We start from the raw sequence: 18,767 nt of genomic DNA, 5'->3' as shown, positions 1-18,767 counted from the left end.
CCACGTTGCTCTATGTGGGAACGTAGGCTGTCAGGTCATAGCCTGCGGCTCAAGGACGTGGTTCGTTGACCGCATACCCCTGATTGGAGATATGAAGTCGTATGAGCCGACTCGCGTCTTGTAGAGACGGCCGAGAATTCCGGTAGGAACTGAGTCCGCCGGCCCGACGGATCTTGCGCGCCCCTTCAACGCAGCGGCTTCCACACAGCCTCAGTCTGAAGCAGGCATACCTGAAGGACTGCGAGGCAGTAGAGGCGGACGTCACCTTGCGAGGTGAACAACATTGCAATGTCGCGCATGTCGCTCTTGGTGTCGGCGCGATGCCGTTCATTTCCAACAGTTCAAGAGCACCCAAGGGCGCCCGAGGCGACTCATCCTGACGCCTTCGCCCACGAAGCCCACTTTCTCTCGAGGTCGAGCTTTTCAAACCGTTCGACCAGGAACTCGGTGAAGACCTTCAACTTCGCAGGCTGGTGCCGGCGGCTCTGGTAGGCGATGTTGATCGTCAACTGCGGCAGCTCCCAGTCCCGGAGCACGGGGATCAGCCGGCCCGCCACGATGTCGTCGTGAATGATGTACTGCGGCTGGATCAGGATGCCCAGGCTTGCCAGGGCCGCGGCCCGGACGACCTGGCCTTCGTTGGCATCCAGCGTCGGCGCGATGCCGATGGACTGCGCTTCCTTGCCGCGCTTGAAGTGCAGCACGTAGGGATCGTTCGCTAGCGAGTACACGAGCATCCGATGCGCGGGCAGATCCCGGGGAGAGGTCGGCTGGCCGTGTGCAGAGAGATATGCCGGTGATGCGGCCAGCACGCGCCGCATCTGGGCGAGACGGCGCACGGTGATGCCCGAGTCTCCTTCGTGCTCCCGGGTGCGAATGGCCGCATCGATGCCGGCCTCGATGAACCCGGGATAGCGGTTGGTCGCGGTGATCTGTACGGTGAGCTTGGGATAGCGCCGGCTGAACTCCGGCAGCGCCGGCGCGAGGTGCATCATCGCGAATGAAACGGAACTCGTGATGCGCAACACACCACTGGGGTTGGTGCTCGCCAAATTGACCTCGGCCTCCGCCTCTGCCATCTCGGCCAGCATCCCGCTGCAGCGCAGGTGGTAGCTGCGCCCGGCATCCGTGAGCCACATCCGCCGCGTGGTGCGCTCCACCAGCCGCGCACCCAGCCGTTCCTCGAGCCCCGTCAGGTAGCGGCTTGCCGCTGCGTTCGACAGGCCGAGCCGCTCGGCGGCCTTCGTCAGGCTGCCCAACTCCGCGACCTGCACGAAAAGTTCGATCTGTGCCCAGCGGTCCATGGTCAAAGGATTCTTCCACTTTTAGGAAATGACATTTCGCGTCTGGCTCTTTTTTTCCAATCGGTGACGGTACATCATTAGCTAATCGAGGGCCAGGGTTGGTTCACCAGGAGCAAAGTGCCGTGCGCAACATCAATGAAGACACCATCACCCAGGCGGTGATCGCTGCAATGGGCCGATGCGGGAATCCACGGCTGCTGACGGTCATGACGAGCCTCGTGCAACACCTGCATTCCTTTGCACGCGAGGTCAGGCTGACGGAGTCCGAGTGGATGGAAGCGATCCGGTTCCTCACCGACGTCGGACACATCACGGACGACAAGCGCCAGGAGTTCATTCTGCTGTCGGACACCCTGGGTCTCTCGACGCTCGTCACGGCGCAGAACAACGCCAAGCCGCCGGCGTGCACCGAAGCCACGGTCTTCGGGCCCTTCTTTGTCGAAGACGCGCCGGTGTACGAACACGGTGCCGACATCGCCAATGGCGCGCGCGGCGAGCCCTGCCATGTCAGCGGCCAGGTGCGCGACCTGGAAGGCCGCCCCATCGCCGGCGCGTGGATCGATGTGTGGCAATCGGACGAGGACGGCCTGTACGACGTGCAGCTTCCCGATGCCTCGGGCACCCATGAACACCGGGCGCGGGGCCGCCTGCGCAGCGGGGTCGATGGGCGTTTTCACTTCCGCTCAATCCTCGCGGTGCCCTACCCGATTCCGCACGACGGCCCAGTGGGTCGCATGCTGTCGGCGCTGGGCCGGCATCCCTGGCGCCCGGCGCACCTGCATTTCATGATCGAAGCGCCCGGCTGCGAACGGCTGATCACCCACATCTTCCGCGAGGGCGACACCTACCTCGATTCGGATGCGGTCTTCGGCGTGCGCTCGACGCTGGTGGCCGACTGGGTGCGCCACGAGGCCGGCCCGGCGCCGGACGGAACGCACTCGGACGTGCCGTTTCACACGCTGCAGTACGACTTCGTGCTCAACCCCAAGGCCGAGGTGCAGGCGTGATCCGGCACATCGTCATGTGGCGGGTCGCAGGCGAGTCGCCAGAGGAAAAGATGCACGCACGCAAGCGCGTCAAGCAGGCCTTCGAAGGTCTCAGTGGGCGCATTCCCGGCCTGCACCACATCGAGGTGGGCATCGATTGCAGCGCTGCGGACTACGCCTGCGACGCCGTGCTGGTGGCCGACTTCGAGTCGCAGCAGGCGCTGGATGCATATGCGGTCCATCCCGAGCACCTGCGGGTGCGCCAGGAACTCGGTGCGCTGCGCACGTCGCGCCACCAGGTCGACTACCAGCGCTGAGACAGGAGCCTCTCATGCTTTCATCCTTTGTCTATCAGGCGCTGCCGGGCCGCGTCGTCTTCGGGGCGGGCGCCCTGCTGCAACTCGAATCCGAACTCGACGCGCTCGGCGCCCGGCGCGCGCTGGTTTTGTGCACGCCGGACCAGCGACACGCGGCCGAAGCGATCGTCGCGCGCCTCGGTTCCCGCGCCGCAGGCGTGTTCGACCGAGCGACCATGCACGTCCCGCTCGAGGTGGCGCGCGAGGCGCGCGAAGTGGCCCGCGAGCGCAACGCCGACTGCGCCATCGCCATCGGCGGCGGCTCCACCATTGGCCTAGGCAAGGCGATCGCACTCGACAGCGGGCTGCCGATCGTGGCGATCCCGACCACCTACGCCGGCAGCGAGATGACGCCCATCTACGGCATCACGCAGGACGGCGAGAAACGCACCGGCACCGATGCGCGCGTGCTGCCCCGCACTGTCATCTACGACCCGCAGCTGACGCTGACGCTGCCGGTGGGCCTGTCCGTCACCAGCGGCATCAACGCCATCGCGCACGCGGCCGAAGGCCTGTATGCCGCCACCGGCAATCCGGTCACCCGCCTGATGGCGCAGGAAGGTATCCGCGCGCTGGCCGCCGGGCTGCCGGCCATCCACGCCGACCCGGCGGACCTCGAGGCGCGCGGCTCGGCCCTGTACGGCGCCTGGCTGTGCGGCACGGTGCTGGCCCACGGCGGCATGGCGCTGCATCACAAGCTGTGCCACACGCTGGGTGGCAGTTTCAACCTGCCGCATGCGCCGACCCACACGGTCGTGCTGCCGTATGTGCTGGCTTTCAACGCGCCCTGCGCCGAAGAAGCGATGCGCCGAATGGCCGAGGCCTTGAACTCCAAAGGCAGTGCCGCCGCCGGCGTGTGGGACCTGGCCCATCGCAACGGCGCGCCGACTTCGCTCCGGCAGCTGGGTATGACGGAGGCCGACCTCGACCGCGCGGCCGATATCGCCACCGAGCGCCCGTACTGGAACCCGCGCCCCGTCGGCCATGTGGCCGTGCGCGCCGTGCTGCAAGCGGCCTTCGACGGTGTCAGGCCCGACTGAATTTCGCTTTTTTTCTCGCTCGTTCGTTCATCGCGCAGCCCGGCTGCATCCCCAAAATTTATCAGGAGACAAAACAATGAATCCCCCTCAAGTGAATGCACAGCAAGGCGCGAACGCGTCCTACGACGTGGCCGTGATCGGCTACGGCCCCACAGGCCTCGCGTAGCCGCCTCGTTGCTAGGTCAGGCCGGCCACCGGGTCCTAGTCGTCGAGCGCCGGCCTACGCAGCGGTTAAGAACGGCCGTAGGAGTTGCGTGACACAGGACGAAAAGTATCGCTTCACGGAACTCCTGCAGGGACTTTGCTCTGACTTCACTTTGAGACAGCTCCCGATGTCTGACGTGGACACCAAGTGGGTCGAGCGGCGAAAGGGTGCGGTGGGCGACTTGGTCCGTCAAGTTCTAGGCGCGCCAGATGATGCGAGCTTGTTAGCGCCAGTGCATTGACGGGCAGGCGAGTATGCTTCCGGTTTTCAACCGGAGTACCCCACAGATGGCAAAAAAGACGTTTCTTGAAGTTCAGAGGCAAATCGAGCAGTTGCAGAAAGAAGCTGAACAGCTGCGAAAGCAAGAGGCAAGCGAGGTTTTGGCGCGAATCAAGGAAGCGATTGCCGTCTATGGATTTACCGCTGCCGAACTGGGAGTTGGTCCTGCCGTCGGTAAACCAATCGGCCAGCGCCCGGGCAAGCCGGGCCGTAAATCAGTAAAAAAGGCCGCCACCAGCACTAGTCCAAAGTACCGTGATGACACCGGAAACGTCTGGAGTGGACGTGGGCCGCGTCCGGCGTGGTTTCGTGCGGCATTGGAGGCCGGTAAATCTCCCGAGGACTTCCTGGTTTAAGAAGTCCAATGAAGCACTGGGCGAGTGCCGTCACCAGGGCGACTTTTCAGGACAGGTTGCTTCGGATGATCGGCAGTGCATTGGAACAATGACACTTTTCAAGCCTTGATAGAAGCTAGTTGGCGACGTCGCAAGTCCGACACCGTGAGCCACACTGCCGAGACAAGGAAGTAGAAAGCGCCGAAGGCAGCGTAGGGGGCAATGTCGGCAATGCTGGGTGCAATGACCCCGTTGGCCTGTTTGATGAAGAAGGCGCCTGCGAGCACAGACTGCGCACCGCTGAGGATCATTGCCCACTGCGCTCCATAAGTTTTCCAGCGACGCATACCTGTGGCAAGCTGAAATACCCCGGCCAGAATGGCCCACACACCGAATACGCCGAGCACCGCATGCATGCTTATCCCAAGCGTGATCGCGACGGCTGCGGTCGTCAGGCCGCTCACGCCAGTGTTGAGCGCCTGGGTTGGGTTTTGCTTCAGCCCTCCGTTGCGCTGTGCATCCACCAAATTGGCGATGGCGTCCCAGGCAGGATAGATGACAAGCAGCAGCGCGGCGAGCACGGGCATTCCTCGGCCGAGAGTGAATGCGGCCGCAACCCAGACAATCGAAAATGCGGCGCGCGAAAAATAATATGGCTTGAGCCAATCGTTTTTTTGCAGGGAGTTCGGTTGATTGATGTTCGTGGCAGTCATGAGTTTCTCCAGTTCATACAAATATAGAAGGCGGCGGGGCGGGGGTGTCGGTCATGACTTGACCTCTGCCGATCCCGGTCGCGGACCTATCGGCTGCTCGGAAAATGTGCGGGTGAGTCATTGATGGGCCTGGTGATCAAATACCGGCATACCACTCATAGCCCCGGTCCTCCCAGTAGCCGCCCCTGCCGCCAAACAGTGCACCGAATGCATCGACGACCTCGATGCGCATCAGATACTTCGCATGCTTGTAGCCCAACTGCCGCTCGACTCGCAGGCGCAGCGGTGCACCGTGAGGGACCGGTAAGTCCTTGCCGTTCATGCCGTAGGCCAGGATGGTCTGAGGATGGTAGGCGTCGAGCAGGTCAATACTCTCGTAGTAGCGGCCGCTGCCATCAAGCGTCTTCTCCAACTCATCGGCGCAGTGGAGTACGACATAGCGAGCGCCTGGCTTGAGGCCAGCGGCATCGAGCACCTGGGCGAGGGGAACCCCTCGCCACTTGCCGATGGCGCTCCATCCTTCGACGCAATCGTGACGCGTGATCTGGGTGCGGGAGGGAAAGCGCTTCAGTTCGGCGAGTGAGAGGCCCTGAGGGCGCTGCACCAACCCGTCCACCTGCAGACGCCAGTCGACGAACTCGCGTTCCAGCAGATGCGCGTATTCGTCCGAATCGGGCATCTGGGTGCCATTGGCCCGGAAGTCCGGCGAGAGGTCGGCTTCGGCGTATTCGCGCGCCAGGCGCTGGCGAGGAAGCAGCGCACGCTGGCCACGCATCGTCAGCTTTTCAGTGTTGCGCAACACTGCATCGACATCGGCGTTCTGAACCAAGCGGTCGCAGCCGGCGAGGGCGAGCGCCCCAGCCCCTGAAGCGAGGCCCGCCAAGAACCTGCGGCGTGAAGAGGGCGGTGTCATCGTGCGGTTCCTTCGTCAGTGATGGCGTAGCGGCCGCTGAGCATCGACCGCAGGTTGTTCCACAGTCCTGATGCGATCACCATCACCACATGGACGACGACGAACAACACCAACAGGAAGGCGCTGATGAAGTGCAGCGTGCGCGCGGAAGGGCGTCCGCCGAACAAATCGGGCAGGAAGTGAAATGCGGTGTCGAGCCCGGGCGACATCGTCAACCCGGTCAACACCATCAGTGGAAGAAGTCCAAACACCACCACCAGGTAGCTGAGCTTCTGCAGGGCGTTATAGCGACGCGCCGCTTCGCCACGCGCAAAGCGCAGACGCGCATGGTCAAGAACTTCCTGCCACAAATGGCGGGGCGTCAGTTGACCCCCGCTCGGCAAAAGGTCGCGGCGGAAATGTCCACGCCAGACCCCGTACGTCAGATAAATCAAGCCGTTGAAAACGAGCAGCCAGGCGAAGAAGAAGTGCCAGTGTCGGCCTGCCCCAAGGTCGTGATACGAGGGGATGGTCAGCCAGGCGGGAAACGCTCGCGCAGTGGCACTACCGCCTTCGTCGGAGACGCCGAGAAAGCCTGTGGTTTGAATGCTCAGCGGACCGATCTGAAAGAAGCCTTGCAGCGCATTGCCACTTTGCTTCGTACTTATTGCGATGAAGGCTTGATCCGCATCGGCACCGTACTGTCCCCAGTACAGGCGCGGATGCGCATTGAAGATCTGCAATCCGCTCAACAGCAGGAACGAGAGGCACACCACGTTGAGCCAGTGAGTGATGCGAACGGTTGCCGAATGCCGTCGAATGAGTTGTCGACGTGCCGCAGGCGGCGTCACCACGGGGGTAGGGTTCGAAATGGCCATGAAAAATCCTTGCTGGCCAGCCGACAAAACTGGCCAGGACGGCGTTCCTTACATCGGGGGGACGACACCGTTCTTGCCAACAATCAGCTGGGCGGCAGACAGACTGCCGTCGGCACCTTTTGCGGCAGAGACAAAGACCACAGCGCCCGGCTTGACGTCTTCGGGCGTGGCGGGCGCCAGGGTGACGACCGGGGTACCGTCGGGGATCGAGATCTTCTTCTCGTGGCCGTGATAGTTGACCGTGACGGTGCTGCCACTGACCGACTTGACGGCGTCGGCGACGGTTGCGTTCGTCATCGTGCTGTTGGGCTTCAAGTCCCACCCGTAGCTGCCTTCTCCCATGCCCTTGAGCTGCGGCGGCAGGATCAGCACTTCCAGGGCGCCGTCGCCGCCTTCCGATTTCGGCAAGGACGCAATGCCCACGAAATCGCCGGGCTTGATGTCGCCGATGCTCGCCTTCGCGACCGCCGACACCTTCCAGTCTGCTTTGAGCGTCACGGTGACGGGTTTGCCTTCGCGGGAGTTCACTTGGAGCCGGTCGCCAGAGAGAGAGACCACGGTGCCGCGCACGCGTACTTGTTCGCCAGGCCCGGCAGCAAAGGCTGCGGTGAGTGCGCTGACGGTGAGCAGAACGCCGGCCACTCCCGTGGCGAGATGCTTGGAAACTTTTGAAAATTGCACTTGAGATCTCCTATGCGACATGACGTCGCGGGTTAAAGGGCGCGTTCTGAGCATCAGAAGCCGCGCCACAGGGCTTTGAAAAACGAAGTCTATCTACTAGTTGATAGATGAAAAAGGCAAATCGAATGGCGAAGTCCAAGAAAGATGCCGGCCCCCGCGCTCAGTGTTGATGAGCAGGCGCTAGCAACCGTCTTACACCCTGCTGCACGACAGAGGCAAATGCATCTGGGTCGCCATAGACACGGGCTGCCAGCATTCCGCCGTGAACCGTGGCCATGAACGCCATGGCTTCAGCGTCGGCGTCGCTCCGTAGGACGAAAATCCCCTGGCTGGCTCCTTGCTTCAAGGCGCCCGCCAGCCAGGTAGCCAGGTCGAGAAAATGTCCCCGGACTTCGTCCGCCACCTGTGAAGGAATGGCAGGCATTTCGGAGCCGAGCATCGCGCAGATGCAAAACGGCGCTGTCCCGTCACTGATGCAGGATTCCCAGTACTTTGTGTAGGCATGAATGCGCGCCAAAGGATCCTCAACCTGTTTCTCCAGCGCAGCTAAGCCTTGACGGCCCTGCTCGCGATACCGTCGCAAAACCGTTTGCACCAGCTCTGCCTTACTAGGGAAGTGGTGGTGAATGCTGGCCTTGGTGATCTGGACGGCCTCTGATATATCGGCGTAACTGAAGCCGTTGTACCCCTTGGTCGCGAGCAGCGACTGGGCACATGTCGCGATTTCTGCTGCTTTTGGAGAAAGGTCAATCGAATCCATGAAACGGAGTCTATCTACTAGTTGGTTGATTTGTCAAGTGCGATAGATGGCCGTGTTGCGGTTTGGCCCCGCGCGCTCGCGCAACGTCATCGCCGCTGCTATTGGCTCGGCGCAGGAAAAACACGCCATCTCTGTCGTGGTGGATCGAGTCGCTGAACGCGGCCGTGCACAAAAGTCGGGAGCCGCTTCGGCTCTGCCGACGCTATCCGTCCGGATCCCGAGCGAGGGCGCGGTGCGACAAGCTGGCAATTCAGCATCGGCACTAACACTATCACGCCACCGTTTCCGTGGGCATGTCGATCTGGGCATCCTTCCCGCCAGTGATGAGGTCCCGAATCCGCGGATCGTTGATCACAGTGTGGGGATAGATCGTCGGGATCGCGCTGACGTTGTCGAGAAGCGCAGCTTGCTGAGGCAACAGCTTCACCTCGGCCGCGGCCAAGTTGGCTTCGAGTTGCAACAGGGTTCGTGGACCGATGATCGGCAGCGCTCCCTTGCTGGCAACCCAAGCGATGGCGACCTCGCCAGGCGTCACTCCGATTTCGTCTGCCACCGCGATCAAGGCGTCGAGAATAGCGCTGCGCTGGACAGAGTTCTCCGCCTGAAACCCCGCACCCGCCCATGCGTCGTCGCGCCCCTTCTCTCGATTGCGTTCACGATACTTTCCCGTGAGCAGCCCGCCGCCCAGAGGCGAGAAGGCAACCACCCCAAGACCTAGCGCACGGCTGACGGGAAGAAGTTCCTGCTCGGTCGCGCGTTGAGCCAAGCTGTGCTCAACCTGCAACCCAGCAATGGGAATAGCGCCGCGCAACTCAGCGATGGTGGCAGCCCGTGCGACTCGCCAAGCTGGGAAGTTCGACAAGCCCGCATACAGAATCTTGCCAGCGCGCGCCAGGTCGTCGAAGCCGCGCACGATCTCCTCGAGCGGCGTCGCGCCATCAGAGACATGCGCCCAGTACATGTCGATGCGATCCGTCTTGAGTCGCCGCAGGCTAGCTTCGACCGAGGCGACCATAGCCTGCCGACTGTTATCTGTCACAGCTGGCCAGCACGTGAGCACTCGGCCAGTTGCACGCAGTCCCGCCCGTCCGTCTTGACTCGGTCACCCGGACGTCGCGGAATCTGCGATGGGGCAATGATCTCGCAGTTGTAGCCCTTGGCCTTCAGCACGTCGTGCGGGACCTTGCCGATCAACCGTCCCGGCGCCCGGCCAGGTTCCGCTGCCGCGACGCTGATGCTGTCCTTGTAGACGTCCAGGCCCACGTGAAACTTGATACGCTCTTCGATGGTCGGTCTCCCTGTTGCTGACGACGCAAGTCACAGCGTGTAGCTCTACACGCCTCGGCGTGCAACCTACGATGTTGGAGACCGGCCGCCTGTCCGGGCAAGGCGACCATCATGTCTAGTGTGTAACTGCTACTGCTTCACTCTGCACTGGCGCAATGAGCGCAAACGTCGAACGCATTTCACGCGCCTCTTCCCGGGGGCTACGGCCAAAAAATCGCTTGAACTCGCGATTAAATTGGGACGCGCTTTCGTAGCCCACCCGCGCCGCGGCTCCCGCCGCGGTGATGTTGTCGCGGATCATCATGAGCCGCGCCTGATGCAGCCGCACGGACTTGACGTACTGAATCGGCGATGTGGCCGCGACGCTCTTGAAGTGGGCATGGAAGGCAGGGATGCTCAGGCCCGCCTCGCGTGCCAGCGAACCGACGTCCAGGGACATCGCGTAGTCGCTGTGTATGCGCCGCAGGACGCGTGCGATCCGGCCGAAGTTGCCATGGCTGGCGAGGGCCGCTCTGATCGAGCTGCCCTGCGCGCCCATCAGCACGCGAAAGCACAGTTCCCGCACGATGGATGGCCCTAACACCCTGGCTTCCATCGGCGAGCGCAAAGCCTTGAGCAGGCGGATGGCTACGTCGGCCAGCGTGGCATCCAGTGGCGTGGAAAGGATGCCCATTGGCGCGGCGGGCGACGCGCTGGTTTGATGATCCACCTCGATGACGAGATTGGCCACGGCGGTCATGTCCAGCCGCACCGAAACCGCGAGCAGCGGTTCCTCAGTGCTGGCATCTGTCTCGGTGGAAAACGGCAGCGGCACCGAAAGCACCAGGTAGTGCTGAGCGTCGTAGTGATAGACCCGGTCGGCCAGATAGCCGCGTTTGTGGCCTTGGCAGACGATCACGATGCTCGGCTCGTACAGGACCGGCGTCCGTCCCAGCGGCCGGTCGGCGCGCATCAGGCGCACGCCGTCGAGCAGGGACTGTGTGTGGCCTTCGTAAGGCGCAAGCTGCTCGATCAGCGTGGCCATTTCGGTCTGCCGGGAGCTGCCCGGATTGATCTTTCCCACGGTGATCACCCATTCTTAGAAATAGCAGGAGGCCATATTGTTTCCGCTTTTATGGCCCGTCGTCCTTGATCCGAAGACGAATAGGCAATGACGGGAGAATTTTGACTCTAGTCCCATTCGCGCGGTCTTCCTACGATCACAGCTCGTTCATTCATCCGCGCCGATAGCCGCCGCAAGCCATCCCCTCACCGGATGATGACCACGTCAGCGAAGCCGCCGTGCGTGCACTTTTTCGTCTTCACGATCCACAAGATCAATCCGCCAAAGGACTTTCCATGTCTCCAGAGAGATCTCCCGCCAACGACGCGGCATTTGCCGGGCGCGTCGCCATCGTCACCGGTGCCGCCAGCGGCATTGGCTTGGCCACCGTCGAACTTCTTCATCGCCGAGGCGCGCGCATCGTCACGGTGGACAGCCACGACGACATCAAGACACTTGCCCGTGAAGGCATCGTGCCTCTCGTGGTGGACGTAGCGCGGGAAGCCAGTGCCACGCTGGCCGTGCAGGCGGCCCTGGAGCGCTTCGGCCGCCTGGACATCCTGATCAACAACGCGGGAATCATCATCAACAAGCCAGTGGTCGAGATGAGCCTGGAGGAATGGAACCAAGTATTGGCAGTCAATGCGACCGGCGCTTTCCTTTTCGCCCGGGAAGCGATGCGGCCAATGATGGCGGCTGGGTCCGGCGCCATCGTGAATATCGGTTCCTACGCCTGCTATCGATCGTTCCCCGGCATCGCTGCCTATGCGGCGTCTAAGGGGGCATTGGCCCAGCTCACCCGGACGCTCGCCCTGGAGGCCATCGGCCACGGCATCCGCGTCAATGCGGTTGGCTCCGGCGATGCCATTACTAACATCACGAATGCCATTCATCCGGACGGACAAGCCTACCTGGCCGAGCATGGCCGCAAGGCGCCCATCGGACGCGCTGCCCACCCCCGCGAGATCGCGGAGGTCGCGGCATTCCTGGCTTCGGACCAGGCCAGCTATCTGGTCGGTTCGGTGGTCATGGCCGATGGCGGCATGAGTGTCGCAATTCAGTAAATCAATCCATCAAGGTACATCGACTCATGCAACAACAAGCACGAACTTCCAAGGTCTGGTTCATCACCGGAGCGGCGCGCGGCATCGGACTTTCGCTGGCGCGCAAGGCGCTGGCCAGCGGCGACGCCGTGGCCGCCACCTCGCGCACTCTAGGCAGCCTGCAACAGGCGTTTCCCGGCGAAAGCGCCAACCTGCTGCCGATGGAGGTCGATCTGGGCAGTGAAGCGAGCGTGAAGGCAGCCATCGAGCAAACGATCACCACCTTCGGCCGCATCGACCGCGTGGTGAACAACGCGGGCTACGGTCAGCAGGGCACAATCGAGGCGCTATCCGATGCAGAACTGCGCCGCAATTTCGAGGTCAACGTGTTTGCGCCACTGCACGTGCTGCGCCACGCATTGCCGCTTCTGCGCCGGCAGCGCAGCGGCCATGTCTTCAACGTGGCGTCCATCGTCGGCTTTCAGGGGGGATATGCCGGATGGGGAAGCTACGTCGCAAGCAAGTTCGCCTTAGCCGGGCTGACGGAAACCCTGGCCGCTGAACTGGCCGAACTGGGCATCAAGGCGACCGTGGTCTATCCTGGCCCGGTGCGCACGGGATTTTTGTCGAGGAACAGCCTGGCCGTGGCGCAGCATTCGATCGCCGATTACACCGAAGCTCAGGCTTCGCTGGATTTGCATCTCGATGGGCTCGATGGAAAGCAAGCTGGTGACCCCGAGGAATTGGCCGGCTTGATCCTGCGGGCCGCTGACGTCGACGAACCCCCCGTGCATCTGTTTGCGGGCAAGATCGCCAACACTCTGGCCGAACAGAAGATTCAGACCGTGCGCAACGACCTGGAAGCCTGGCGCAAGATTTCCGAGGCCACTGATTTCGTCGAATGACTGGCACGCGCCGAAGAGCCCAAAAGCCCGAGAGCTTGGCGCCCGCACTCTCTGCGGTGGATCGACTCGGGCACCAGCCGCCAGGAGCCCTGTCGACCCGGACTTTCGTCGGGCCCAACGTTTCCGGCCAGCCGACGCTAGCCGCTGTGCGGTGGTGAAGGGCCTTGTACTAAGAACGCGCCGTAGTATTGCCACCACCCCTGCATCACCGGGTTATATAGCCGAGCCAAGTCAGCCAGCGTCGTGCCACGCCGTGCGTCTGGTACATCTTGCCGGTGTAGCCACGCTCCTTGAGCGTCTTCTGCGGCAGCGCGGCCGGCGTGCCCGAGCTTGCGACGAGCACCGCGTCGGCCTTCGCCGCCATGATCTTCAGCGCCTGGCCGGTGACCGAGGTGTCGGTGCGCGCATAGCGCTCGTTGGCGACGACCTTGAGCTTCTTCAGCTCGGCGGCCTTCGCAAACTCCTGCGACCAGCCTTCGCCGTAGGCGTCGGAGAATCCGATGAAGGCCGCGGTCTTCACGCCGTTGGCCGTCATGTGCTCGGCGATCGCGAGCGACATCATGATGTCGTTCTGCGGCGTCTTGAAGACCCACTTCTTCTTGTCGTCCATCGGCTCGACGATGCGCGCCGAAGCGGCGATGGAGAGTGTGTCTGGCGATTGAGTCGCCAGCGGCGCACCACCTTCCGGCCCGGCAACGCCTATGGCGTGGAGTAGCCCTCGGTGATGGCCGAACTCAGGACTCACGAAGCTAGGGCCGCGGGGACACAGCTATGCCTTCCACCGGGCCCGCACCCGTACCCAACAGCTCTGCCACCGTCGCGCGCAGCCAGCGATTGCCCGGGTCTGCGTGAAAACGTGCATGCCAGTGCTGCTTGACCGCATAGCCCGGCATCTCGTACGGCAGCGGGGTCACGCGGATGCGTTCCTGCGCCTGCATGGCTTCGGCGAAACGCTCGGGCACGGTGGCGATCAGCTCCGTGTCGGCGACGATGCGCGCCAATCCCAGGAAACTGGGCACCCGCAGCACGACCTTGCGTTCGACTTGCTCGCTGCGCAATGTTTTTTCCACCACGACGTGGCCGGTGCCTGAACTGCTCACCACCACGTGGCATTCGCGCACATAGGCCTTCCGGGTCAGCCGGTGTTGCACGCGCGGATGCTGCTGCGCCACCATGCAGACGAAGTCCTGCAGGAACAGCACCTGCTGGTAGAAGCCTGCATCGAGCTGGGGCATGAAGCCCACGGCCAGGTCCACTTCGCCTTCCTCCAGCCGACGCGGACTGTCGGCGGAGATGCGCTCCACGTCGATGTCGACGCCTGGCGCGGTGCGTCGCAGGTGATTGACCAGCGTCGGCAACAGAACCACTTCGCTAATGTCGGTCATGCAGATGCGAAAGTTGCGCCGAGCTGCGTGTGGCAGGAACGCGTCCGGCTGCTGCCGCATGCTGTCCAGACGCGCCAGCAGCTCCCGGACGTCGGCGTGGAGCGCCTGCGCCCGGTGGGTGGGCCGCATGCCCCGGGCGCCGCGGCTGAACAAGGGGTCGCCGTAGTAGGCCCGCAGCTTGGCCAGCGCGGTGCTGGCCGTGGCCTGGGCCATGCCGAGGTGCTCCGCGGCACGCGACACGCCGCCGGTGCGCATGACCGCATCGAAGACCGTGAGCCACTCGACGTCCAGCTTCAAAAGTGGGTCCCCTATGTGTCGTGATATCGAAGAACGTGATGCGAATTATCGAAGATGTGGGCTTGCTGCCATAGCGGTCGCGAGAAAAAATGCCGGCGAATCGCGCAGCTTGACACCCCCAACCCATGCAATACCACCTCCATGGCTTCCGCCCTGGCAACCCAGCCATCGCCCAGCCGGCGCCCCACCTTCCGTCAGCGCCAGGCACTTGGGATTCCTCCGAGGTCGATGTACTGATCGTCGGTTGCGGCCCGGCTGGCCTGACCCTCGCGACGCAACTCGCCCAGTTCCCGTCCATCACCACGCGCATCGTCGAGCAGAAGCCGGGACCGCTGCAGGTGGGCCAGGCCGACGGCATCGCATGCCGTTCGATGGAAATGTTCGAGGCCTTCGGCTTCGCCGAAAAGGTCATGAAGGAGGCCTACTGGATCAACGAGACTTGCTTCTGGCGGGCCGCCACCGGACAGCGTGCGGGCATCGAACGCACCAGCCGCATGTCGGATGTGGAGGACGGCCTGTCTGAATTCCCGCACACGATCCTGAACCAGGCGCGCGTGCACGACTTCTACCTGGAAGCGATGCGGCAATCGCCGCGGCGCCTCGAGCCCGTCTATGGCCGCCGTCTGACAGGACTCGAGATCGATCCGGACGCGACGGCCGACCATCCGGTGGTCGCGATGCTCGAAGGCACGGACGCCCGCGATGGCCTGCGCGAGACGGTGCGGGCCCGGTACGTGGTGGGCTGCGATGGTGCCCGCAGCGCGGTCCGGGCCGCGCTGGGGCACGCACTGCGGGGCGACAGCGCCAACAAGGTGTGGGGCGTCATGGACGTGCTGGCGGTCACCGACTTTCCCGACATCCGGCTGAAGGCGGCCATCCACTCCGCCAGCGAAGGCAGCCTGCTGCTCATCCCGCGCGAAGGCGGCTACCTGGTCCGCATGTACATTGAGCTGGACTCGCTCGGCAAGGCGGAGCGGGTCGCGGACCGCAACATCACGTCCGACCAGTTGGTCGCCGCGGCGCAGCGCATCCTGCATCCCTACACCCTCGCAGTGAAGGAAATCGCCTGGTGGTCGGCCTACGAAATCGGCCAGCGCGTCGCCGACAGCTTCGACGACGTCACCGACGATCAACGCGATGTGCGCAACCCCCGGGTCTTCATCGCGGGTGACGCCTGCCACACGCACAGCCCGAAGGCTGGACAAGGCATGAATGTGTCTATGGCCGATTCCTTCAATCTCGGGTGGAAGCTGGCGGCGGTGCTCGAGCACAGGGCGGATGCGAAGCTGCTCCACACCTATTCCGCGGAGCGCCGTGCCAAGGCGCAGGAACTGATCGCGTTCGACCGCGAGATGGCGCAGCTATTCAGCGCCCGGCCGGCCGGCGGCGGTGCCGACCCGGCAAAGTTCGAGCAGTATTTCGCCAGGCACGGCCGCTACACCGCCGGCGTGGAAACCCGTTACGACCCTTCGCTGATCGTGGGTCCGGACGCCTACCAAGCACTGGCCACCGGCTTCACGATCGGCAAACGCTTGCATTCCGCTCCGGTGGTCCGGCACGCGGACGCCAGGCCCCTGGAACTGGCCCACACCGTCAAGGCCGATGGCCGGTGGCGGCTGTTCGCCTTCGCGGGATCGGACGCCGCGTCAGCCGGCATGGCAGGTATCCGCGCCTTGTGTGACTTCCTCGCCGAGGCCCGGGAATCTCCGTTGATCCGGCATACGCCGCAGGGGTGCGAGATTGACGCGGTCATCGACCTGCGTGCCGTGTTCCAGCAGGTGCACAGCGCCTTGGACAACGGCGACCTGCCCACGCTGCTGCGGCCGGCTAAGGGCACGTACGGGCTGATCGACTACGAAAAAGTCTTCTGCGCCGACCTCAGGAGCGGCTCGGACATCTTCGACCTGCGCGGCGTCGACCGCGAGCGGGGCTGCCTGGTCATCGTCCGTCCGGACCAGTTCGTCGCCCATGTGCTGCCGCTGGACGCCCATGCCGAGCTCTCCGCGTGGTTCGGCGCATGCATGGAGCCGGGCTTCCCGCTTGCGTCGAGCACGAGAAGCGGTGCATCGCCCAGCGAGACCGTCCCCGTCACGGCATGAAGCCGACGGCCGATCCCACAACGACATCGAGCAAGCACGCGGTCATCAACCGGGCAAGGAGAAACCATGGACATACAACTTTTGACGCAAGCAGAAAATCATCTGTCGGCAATGGGGACAAGGCGCTGCATGAACAGACGCAAGGCAATCGCATTCGGCGCGGCATTGCTGGCGTCTTTGGCAACCCTCTCTCACGCCCAGGACTACCCGAACAGGCCAATCCGCCTGGTCGTGCCATTTCCCGCGGGCGCGGGCATGGACGCCATTGCGCGCAGGTTCTCCGAAGGGCTGGGCAGACGCCTGGGCCAAGCGATCATCGTCGACAACAAGCCGGGTGGGAACCTGATCCCCGCGACGATCTACAACGCGAAGGCCGCACCGGACGGCTACACGCTGTTCTTCATGCTGTCCCAGCCCTATACCGTGAACCAGTTTCTGTTCAAGAAGCTCCCGTACGATGCGGCCAAGGACTTCACGCCGATCGGAACCATGATTGCCTTCACCACGGGCATTCAGGTTCCCTCCGACAGTCCTTTCAAGAACTTGAAGGAATTCGTCGAGGCTGCCATGGCATCCCCGGAGAAAATGAACTTCGGCTCGGCAGGCACTGCAACGCAGAATCGTTTGTCCATGGAGATCTTTGCGGCCGCCACGAAAATCAAGCTGACGCATGTGCCCTACCAGGGATCGGGACCAGCCACCATCGCCATGCTGGCAGGCCAGGTCGATGCGGTCTTTTCCGACTACGGCACCATTGCGCCTCACCTGAAGGCGCACAAGGCACGCGGGCTCGCCATCAATCTGCCGAAAAGATTGCCCGGACTTCCTGACGTGCCGACCTTCGCGGAGGCGGGGTACAAGGATCTTCACATCCCGCTACTCTGGACGGGCATAGTCGCACCACCGAACATGTCGCCGCAACTGGCCGCCAAGCTTTCGGCCGCCGTCGTGGCCGAAGCGGGCTCCACAGAGATGCGAAAGTTTGCCGACGAGCAGAACATGATCGTCATGCCCGCTGGCGCGGGTGAGATGCGCACCTTGATCGAGAAGGATATCGAAGCGTGGGGCGGCATGGTTCAGAAACTCAAAATCACCATCGACTGAGGCGGTGGTGAAGAAATCATGACCATTTCCAAGCTGTCCTTTCTCAAGCGCTCCCCTTCGTTGTCCGCAGACGAGTTCTCATCCTATTGGCGTGTGCCTCACGTGAGGGCCCTGGTCGAGAAAGGCGGACACCGCGAGTACAACCGAAGTTATGTGCAGAACCTGATACTGGAACACAGGCTGGAAAGGACGTCGTCCGTGTTCGATGGCATCGCCCAGATGGCAATTCGGGAAGACGTCCCGTCGACACGCCGGTTTCAAGAGGATCCACGCTACATGCGCAGTGTGCGCCCCGACGAAGAGAAGTTCCTCGACGTGGGCCAGTGCAGGGTGGTCTATTGCACGTCCGAAGCTGTCGTCGACGCGCCTGCAGGTGCGCATTTCAAGTTGTTCATCATGCACGCCGCTGATCCACAGATGACCCGCGCCGATCTGGCCAATCTGTTGCAAGAGATCGGGGGTAGCGCTCGCGCTGGCATGACCCACCATGTCGTCGATCACACCAAACTGACAAGCATGTCTGATGGCAGTCCTGCTCGATGGCCCTATACAGCCATCACGGAGATAGGAGTGGTGGCGTCCACGACGACCAGCCAGCTGAACTGGGTCAGTGCCTTGCACGCAAGCATCTCGGAAATGCGAAGCCGTCCTGACGCGCTTGAATTCATGACCGCGTTGGAGCGCGTCATTTACTAAGGTTGGTTTGCCGGCTCCAGCAGTCTGAGCACCAAGCCGAGGTGAAGCGCCCCGGCTTTCGTGGAGGCCGGTTGGTTCAAGTCATACCGCCAGCGTGGCGGTATGACTGGCGAGTTGCCGGTAATAGTTTGCCTCAGCTTCTGCAGGCGGGATGTAGCCGCTCGGTTCGAGCATGCGCCTGGTGGTTGAACCAGGACACCCATTCGAGCGTCGAACTCCACGGCCTCCTTGGTTTCCACGGTGCTCGGCGATGGATCAGCTCGGCCTTGTAGAGCCCCACTGCGAGTCGCAATGTCGCACGCGGGAGATCTCCGATGACGCACGTCATCGCCACGCTGCTGGAAGACAGCCTGCCCAAACTCACCGTACCGTGGCCCACCGCGGCTGCACCTCGATTTCGCTGGCACCGGTTCGAGCGCGTCCGCGGGATTGGCTAACGCATCTAGCGGCACCCGCACTCTTGCCAGTGGTGACGCTGCT

Annotated in this window: 21 protein-coding genes and 3 pseudogenes; 11 read left to right on the top strand and 13 right to left on the bottom strand. The window is 63.0% G+C overall.

All coding sequences use genetic code 11. The annotated features are described in order from the left end of the window. Positions 1–371: 371 nt before the first annotated feature. Positions 372–1,304: a LysR family transcriptional regulator gene (locus AC3A6J_RS26785; protein WP_487863046.1), complete on the bottom strand. Its 933-nt coding sequence runs from the start codon at positions 1,302–1,304 to the stop codon at positions 372–374. Between the two features lie 122 nt (positions 1,305–1,426). On the opposite strand from AC3A6J_RS26785, the gene AC3A6J_RS26780 reads away from it, so the two are divergent. The 5 genes from AC3A6J_RS26780 (at position 1,427) to AC3A6J_RS26760 (ending at position 4,526) form a co-directional block, all read left to right on the top strand. Then, positions 1,427–2,311, top strand: coding sequence for an intradiol ring-cleavage dioxygenase (locus AC3A6J_RS26780; RefSeq protein ID WP_487863045.1), 885 nt, complete (start codon positions 1,427–1,429; stop codon positions 2,309–2,311). Beyond that, a complete protein-coding gene (locus tag AC3A6J_RS26775; protein ID WP_487863044.1) occupies positions 2,308–2,607 on the top strand; it encodes a Dabb family protein in 300 nt (99 codons plus the stop codon). Before AC3A6J_RS26780 ends, AC3A6J_RS26775 begins: the two co-directional genes overlap by 4 nt. Before the next feature lie 14 nt (positions 2,608–2,621). Then, complete coding sequence (locus AC3A6J_RS26770) at positions 2,622–3,686, top strand: maleylacetate reductase (RefSeq protein ID WP_487863043.1); 1,065 nt, start codon at positions 2,622–2,624, stop codon at positions 3,684–3,686. Positions 3,687–3,940: 254 nt separating this feature from the next. Beyond that, positions 3,941–4,132 (top strand): DUF3322 domain-containing protein, encoded by a 192-nt coding sequence (locus AC3A6J_RS26765; RefSeq protein ID WP_487863042.1) that lies wholly within the window; start codon positions 3,941–3,943, stop codon positions 4,130–4,132. A gap of 46 nt (positions 4,133–4,178) precedes the next feature. After that, positions 4,179–4,526, top strand: a complete 348-nt coding sequence (locus tag AC3A6J_RS26760; protein WP_487863041.1) for an H-NS histone family protein — start codon at positions 4,179–4,181, stop codon at positions 4,524–4,526. 98 nt (positions 4,527–4,624) lie between these two features. On the opposite strand, the gene AC3A6J_RS26755 is transcribed toward AC3A6J_RS26760, so the two are convergent. From AC3A6J_RS26755 to AC3A6J_RS26720, 8 genes and pseudogenes are all read right to left on the bottom strand, one after another. Beyond that, a complete protein-coding gene (locus AC3A6J_RS26755; protein ID WP_487863040.1) occupies positions 4,625–5,218 on the bottom strand; it encodes a DUF308 domain-containing protein in 594 nt (197 codons plus the stop codon). A 136-nt stretch (positions 5,219–5,354) separates the two neighbouring features. Further along, on the bottom strand, positions 5,355–6,131 hold the full coding sequence (locus tag AC3A6J_RS26750) for a molybdopterin-binding protein (RefSeq protein ID WP_487863039.1): 777 nt from the start codon (positions 6,129–6,131) through the stop codon (positions 5,355–5,357). Then, positions 6,128–6,988 carry a cytochrome b/b6 domain-containing protein gene (locus AC3A6J_RS26745; protein ID WP_487863038.1) on the bottom strand — a complete coding sequence of 287 codons (861 nt, stop codon included), beginning with the start codon at positions 6,986–6,988 and terminating at the stop codon, positions 6,128–6,130. The genes AC3A6J_RS26750 and AC3A6J_RS26745 overlap by 4 nt, the downstream gene beginning before the upstream one ends. A 48-nt stretch (positions 6,989–7,036) precedes the next feature. After that, a complete protein-coding gene (locus AC3A6J_RS26740) occupies positions 7,037–7,669 on the bottom strand; it encodes a hypothetical protein (protein ID WP_487863037.1) in 633 nt (210 codons plus the stop codon). A 160-nt stretch (positions 7,670–7,829) separates the two neighbouring features. Beyond that, positions 7,830–8,429: a TetR/AcrR family transcriptional regulator gene (locus tag AC3A6J_RS26735; protein WP_487863036.1), complete on the bottom strand. Its 600-nt coding sequence runs from the start codon at positions 8,427–8,429 to the stop codon at positions 7,830–7,832. 271 nt (positions 8,430–8,700) lie between these two features. Then, positions 8,701–9,444 (bottom strand): aldo/keto reductase, encoded by a 744-nt coding sequence (locus AC3A6J_RS26730; protein ID WP_487863035.1) that lies wholly within the window; start codon positions 9,442–9,444, stop codon positions 8,701–8,703. Between the two features lie 23 nt (positions 9,445–9,467). Beyond that, positions 9,468–9,716, bottom strand: a pseudogene (locus AC3A6J_RS26725) (IS110 family transposase); the annotation flags it as partial. Positions 9,717–9,831: 115 nt separating this feature from the next. Further along, on the bottom strand, positions 9,832–10,740 hold the full coding sequence (locus AC3A6J_RS26720) for an AraC family transcriptional regulator (RefSeq protein ID WP_487863048.1): 909 nt from the start codon (positions 10,738–10,740) through the stop codon (positions 9,832–9,834). Between the two features lie 314 nt (positions 10,741–11,054). Between AC3A6J_RS26720 and AC3A6J_RS26715 the strand changes: the two genes are divergently transcribed. Together AC3A6J_RS26715 and AC3A6J_RS26710 are read left to right on the top strand one after the other, a co-directional pair. Continuing rightward, positions 11,055–11,822 carry an SDR family NAD(P)-dependent oxidoreductase gene (locus AC3A6J_RS26715; RefSeq protein WP_487863034.1) on the top strand — a complete coding sequence of 256 codons (768 nt, stop codon included), beginning with the start codon at positions 11,055–11,057 and terminating at the stop codon, positions 11,820–11,822. 26 nt (positions 11,823–11,848) lie between these two features. After that, positions 11,849–12,706, top strand: a complete 858-nt coding sequence (locus tag AC3A6J_RS26710; RefSeq protein WP_487863033.1) for an SDR family oxidoreductase — start codon at positions 11,849–11,851, stop codon at positions 12,704–12,706. 137 nt (positions 12,707–12,843) lie between these two features. Here AC3A6J_RS26710 and AC3A6J_RS26705 read toward each other — a convergent pair whose 3' ends face one another. From AC3A6J_RS26705 to AC3A6J_RS26695, 3 genes and pseudogenes are all read right to left on the bottom strand, one after another. Continuing rightward, positions 12,844–12,936 carry a hypothetical protein gene (locus AC3A6J_RS26705; RefSeq protein WP_487863032.1) on the bottom strand — a complete coding sequence of 31 codons (93 nt, stop codon included), beginning with the start codon at positions 12,934–12,936 and terminating at the stop codon, positions 12,844–12,846. 14 nt (positions 12,937–12,950) lie between these two features. Beyond that, positions 12,951–13,352, bottom strand: a pseudogene (locus AC3A6J_RS26700) (ABC transporter substrate-binding protein); the annotation flags it as partial. A gap of 103 nt (positions 13,353–13,455) precedes the next feature. Beyond that, positions 13,456–14,388, bottom strand: coding sequence for a LysR family transcriptional regulator (locus AC3A6J_RS26695; RefSeq protein WP_487863031.1), 933 nt, complete (start codon positions 14,386–14,388; stop codon positions 13,456–13,458). Positions 14,389–14,513: 125 nt separating this feature from the next. Between AC3A6J_RS26695 and AC3A6J_RS26690 the strand changes: the two genes are divergently transcribed. The 3 genes from AC3A6J_RS26690 to AC3A6J_RS26680 all read left to right on the top strand — a co-directional run bounded on the left by AC3A6J_RS26690 (position 14,514) and on the right by AC3A6J_RS26680 (position 18,287). Continuing rightward, positions 14,514–16,487, top strand: a complete 1,974-nt coding sequence (locus AC3A6J_RS26690; RefSeq protein ID WP_487863030.1) for an FAD-binding monooxygenase — start codon at positions 14,514–14,516, stop codon at positions 16,485–16,487. A gap of 66 nt (positions 16,488–16,553) precedes the next feature. After that, a complete protein-coding gene (locus AC3A6J_RS26685; protein ID WP_487863029.1) occupies positions 16,554–17,591 on the top strand; it encodes a Bug family tripartite tricarboxylate transporter substrate binding protein in 1,038 nt (345 codons plus the stop codon). A gap of 18 nt (positions 17,592–17,609) precedes the next feature. Next, positions 17,610–18,287 carry an EthD domain-containing protein gene (locus AC3A6J_RS26680; protein WP_487863028.1) on the top strand — a complete coding sequence of 226 codons (678 nt, stop codon included), beginning with the start codon at positions 17,610–17,612 and terminating at the stop codon, positions 18,285–18,287. Between the two features lie 81 nt (positions 18,288–18,368). Here the strand turns inward: AC3A6J_RS26680 and AC3A6J_RS26675 are convergent. Further along, positions 18,369–18,564 (bottom strand): annotated as a pseudogene (locus AC3A6J_RS26675) (IS3 family transposase); the annotation flags it as partial. Positions 18,565–18,601: 37 nt separating this feature from the next. On the opposite strand from AC3A6J_RS26675, the gene AC3A6J_RS26670 reads away from it, so the two are divergent. After that, a complete protein-coding gene (locus AC3A6J_RS26670) occupies positions 18,602–18,724 on the top strand; it encodes a hypothetical protein (protein ID WP_487863027.1) in 123 nt (40 codons plus the stop codon). Positions 18,725–18,767 lie beyond the last annotated feature (43 nt).

It is taken from the genome of Variovorax sp. Soil_C_39 (genome assembly GCF_057656815.1).
Note: the sequence above shows the minus strand (reverse complement) of the source record. Positions and strands in the feature narration are given on the sequence as shown.